Below are 3198 nucleotides of genomic sequence, written 5' to 3'. Positions count from 1 at the left end.
AGCTTCTTCCCCGAGCACCTGCAGGGCGAGGTCGCGCTCGACCTCTCGCTCACCCTGGAGGGGATCGTGTCCCAGCGGCTGGTGCCCACGGCCAGCGGCACGGCCCGGGTCCTGGCGGCAGAGGTCCTGACGCGCACGCCCGGGGTGGCGCGGCTGCTCAAGGAGCAGCGCCTGGACGACCTGGTCGACCTGATGCGGACGACGAGCGATCCCTCGATCACCACCTTCGACCGATCGCTGCTCCGCCTCTACCGCGAGGAGAAGATCGCCCTCGACGTCGCCCGGAGCTACTCGACCAACCCGGACGAGTTCGCGCAGCGCGCGCGCGGCATGGCGTCGGGCATCGAGTCGGTACAGGGACGGCCGGCGGCGGCACACGACCTGGACATCGAGGCGCTCCTCCACCAGGCGCTCGAGCAGGAGGCGAGCGACCTGCACCTCGCCGTGGGCCGACCTGCCATCCTGCGCATGGCCGGCGAGCTCAAGCCGCTCGAGATGGAGCCGCTGACCACGGGCGACCTGCGGCAACTGCTCAACTCGATCATGACCGTGCGCCAGCGGAGCGCGTTCGAGATCGAGCGGGAGCTCGACTTTGCCATCTCCCTCGCCGACGGGCGGCGCTTCCGCGCCAACGCCTACTACCAGAGGGGCGAGATTGCGTGCGCGCTGCGCGCCATCCCCTCGACCGTCCCGGACGCGGAAACCCTGCGCATCCCCCAGATCGTGCTGGAGCTGGGCAACCGCCCCCACGGGCTGATCCTGGTAGTGGGGCCGACGGGCTCGGGCAAGTCGACGACGCTGGCCTGCCTGGTCGACCGCATCAACCGCACGCGCGCCTGCCGCATCATCACCATCGAGGATCCCATCGAGTACGTGCACGAGAGCGTGAAGGCGACCGTGGACCAGCGCGAGGTCTACGCGGACACGAAGAGCTTCGCCTCGGCGCTCAAGTACATCCTGCGCCAGGATCCGGATGTCATCCTGGTGGGCGAGATGCGCGACCTGGAGACGATCAGCGCCGCGCTGACCGCCGCCGAGACGGGCCACCTCGTGCTGGCCACACTGCATTCCAACGACGCCGTCCAGGCCATCGACCGCATTGTGGACGTGTTCCCGCTGCACCAGCAGGAGCAGGCGCGGACCCAGCTCGCGGCGGCGCTGGTGGGCGTGATCTCGCAGCGGCTGCTCCCCCGCGCCGCCGACCCCAGCCGCCGGCTGCCCGTGTTCGAGGTCATGGTCGCCACCCCTGCCATCCGCAGCCTGGTGCGCGACGGCAAGATGCACCAGGCGCTCGGCCTGATCGAGGCGTCACGCCGGGACGGGATGATGACGCTGGATGCGGCGCTCGCGGCTGCGCTCGAGGTGGGCGACATCACTTACGAGGAAGCGCTGCGCTACGCGCGCAACCCGCGCAGCCTGGGGACGCGGCTGGAGGCGCCGGCGCGGCCCGAGGCCGCGCGGCTGGAAGTGGGGGAAAAGCCGCAAGCACTCGAGGTTGCAAGCCCTCAGGTAACCCCGAAGCCGTCCTCGAGCCGCCCGCCGGCGCCGTAATCCACGCCCTGCAGGAAGCTCCTCGAGTCCGTCGCATCCGCGTGAGCGCCGGCGCTCTTCACCTGCACGCCCGGGCCACCTGTTCCGGGCCGGCCAGGTGCGCCTCAGGCGAAGAGATCCGCCAGGGGCAGCCGGAATGCGGGGACGATGTCCTCGCCCTCTAACGCCTCGTGCGTGCGCAGCATGCGCGCGGTCCCGTCAGGGCGGTACACCATGGCCGTGCGCGTGTGTGGGTCGATGGCCCAGACCAGGCGCACGCCCGCCTCGAGGTAGTCGACAACGCGCTGCTGCCCGCCCGGCTTCTTCGCGCTCGTCAGGTCGATCTCGATCGCGAGGTCGGGAACGCAGCGGAAGAGGCGCTCGGGATCGGCGTGCGCCTCAACCTTGCTGCGCTCGACGTACGCGACGTCAGGTCCGCGCATGCGCTCGCGGTCATGGCGCAGCCCCAGGACAAAGCCGGCGTCGCTGTAGACGGTCCCGGGCAGCCGGTGCTCGATGACGTAGTTCGCGAGCAGGCGAGCTACCTCGACGATTAACCGGCCGTGGATCGGTGAAGCCGGCATCACCGGCACCGGCCGGCCGTCGACGAACTCGTAACCGCTGACGCCGTCCGGCAGCGGCAGGTCGAGCATGTCGTCCGCGGTGAACGCGGCGGGGCTGGTGGCCATGGCAGTATTCTCGAGAGGGACATCGAGAGCGACACGGTAATGTAAGGGTGCGCACCGGCGGGATTCAACTCGGTCCGGCGGCCAGCGTGTGCGCGTCGACGGGGCACCGCCATGGCTGCGCCGGCCAGTCCTGCGGCGCGACGCCACCAGGGGAGGTCTGGATCGCGGCGATCGCGCTGCGATTAAAGCGTGATGCGCTCGCCGTCCAGCCTGGGCACGATCTTGTGCCGGTCCACGGCGGCGCAGAAGGCGATGTCGGCGGCCAGACCGGCCTGGGCCAGGGCGCGGCCCGCGGCGCTGGCCTCCAGGGCGCGGGGCAGCGAGCGCAGTTGGCGCTCCGCCAGTGCGGCGGCGGCATGGCCGGCGTCGTTCAGCTCGAGGGCGCGCCGGTGCTCGAGCTTCAGGCGCAAGAGGAGCGCGCCGGCGCAGAGCGCGTCTTCGACTGCGAAGCGGCGCTCGCGGCCGGCGCAGAGGATGAGCACGGCGTCGTCGCCCGCCACAGCATCGGCCACCGCCGTGAGGTTCAGGAGTGAGGCGACGACGCCGCGCGCGGCCGTGGCCGCGGCGAGCAGTGCGGCCGTGCCATTGGTCGTGGTCAGGACCAGCGCCCGACCCGCCACGCGCTCCGGCGTGAACTCACCCGGCGAGTTGCCCAGCGCGAAGCCCGGGATGGGCCGGCAGCGGCGCTCGCCGCACAGGAGAGAGGCGTCACCCAATTCCGCGGCACGGCGCCGCGCCGCCGCCACGGTGCGCACCGGATAGACGGCGGCCGCGCCGTTGGCCAGCGCCTCCACCACCGTGCTGGTCGCACGCAGCACATCCAGGACCACGACCGTGGAGCCGCCGATCCGGGCGCGCCAGGCCGGGGGCGGCGTGAACAGGACGTCAAGCCTCATGCCCCGGCACTGTTAGCGGTTATTCTCGGAAGCAGGTGGTTCCGTCGGCCGGCGATTCCGCTCGACAAAGCGGTGTATGGCGT

The 3198-nt window shown here is 71.4% G+C and carries 3 protein-coding genes; 1 reads left to right on the top strand and 2 read right to left on the bottom strand.

Annotation, left to right across the window (positions count from 1 at the left end):
- Nucleotides 1–330: 330 nt before the first annotated feature.
- Nucleotides 331–1551, top strand: a complete 1221-nt coding sequence (locus HY703_02700; GenBank protein MBI4544087.1) for a type IV pilus twitching motility protein PilT — start codon at nucleotides 331–333, stop codon at nucleotides 1549–1551.
- A gap of 104 nt (nucleotides 1552–1655) precedes the next feature.
- Here HY703_02700 and HY703_02695 read toward each other — a convergent pair whose 3' ends face one another.
- Nucleotides 1656–2219, bottom strand: a complete 564-nt coding sequence (locus HY703_02695) for a Uma2 family endonuclease (protein ID MBI4544086.1) — start codon at nucleotides 2217–2219, stop codon at nucleotides 1656–1658.
- 182 nt (nucleotides 2220–2401) lie between these two features.
- Nucleotides 2402–3115, bottom strand: a complete 714-nt coding sequence (locus tag HY703_02690; protein MBI4544085.1) for a 2-phosphosulfolactate phosphatase — start codon at nucleotides 3113–3115, stop codon at nucleotides 2402–2404.
- Between the last annotated feature and the right edge of the window lie 83 nt (nucleotides 3116–3198).

This window comes from Gemmatimonadota bacterium (genome assembly GCA_016209965.1).
Lineage (GTDB): Bacteria > Gemmatimonadota > Gemmatimonadetes > Longimicrobiales > RSA9 > JACQVE01.
The sequence above is the reverse complement of the archived record's forward strand: the minus strand, read 5'-3'. Positions and strand labels throughout refer to the sequence as shown.

Coding starts and splice junctions, on each gene's coding strand:
- HY703_02695 (MBI4544086.1), bottom strand. CDS start 2,219: ATGGCCACCAGCCCCGCCGCGTTCACCGCGGACGACATGCTCGACCTG.
- HY703_02690 (MBI4544085.1), bottom strand. CDS start 3,115: ATGAGGCTTGACGTCCTGTTCACGCCGCCCCCGGCCTGGCGCGCCCGG.
- HY703_02700 (MBI4544087.1), top strand. CDS start 331: ATGGCGTCGGGCATCGAGTCGGTACAGGGACGGCCGGCGGCGGCACAC.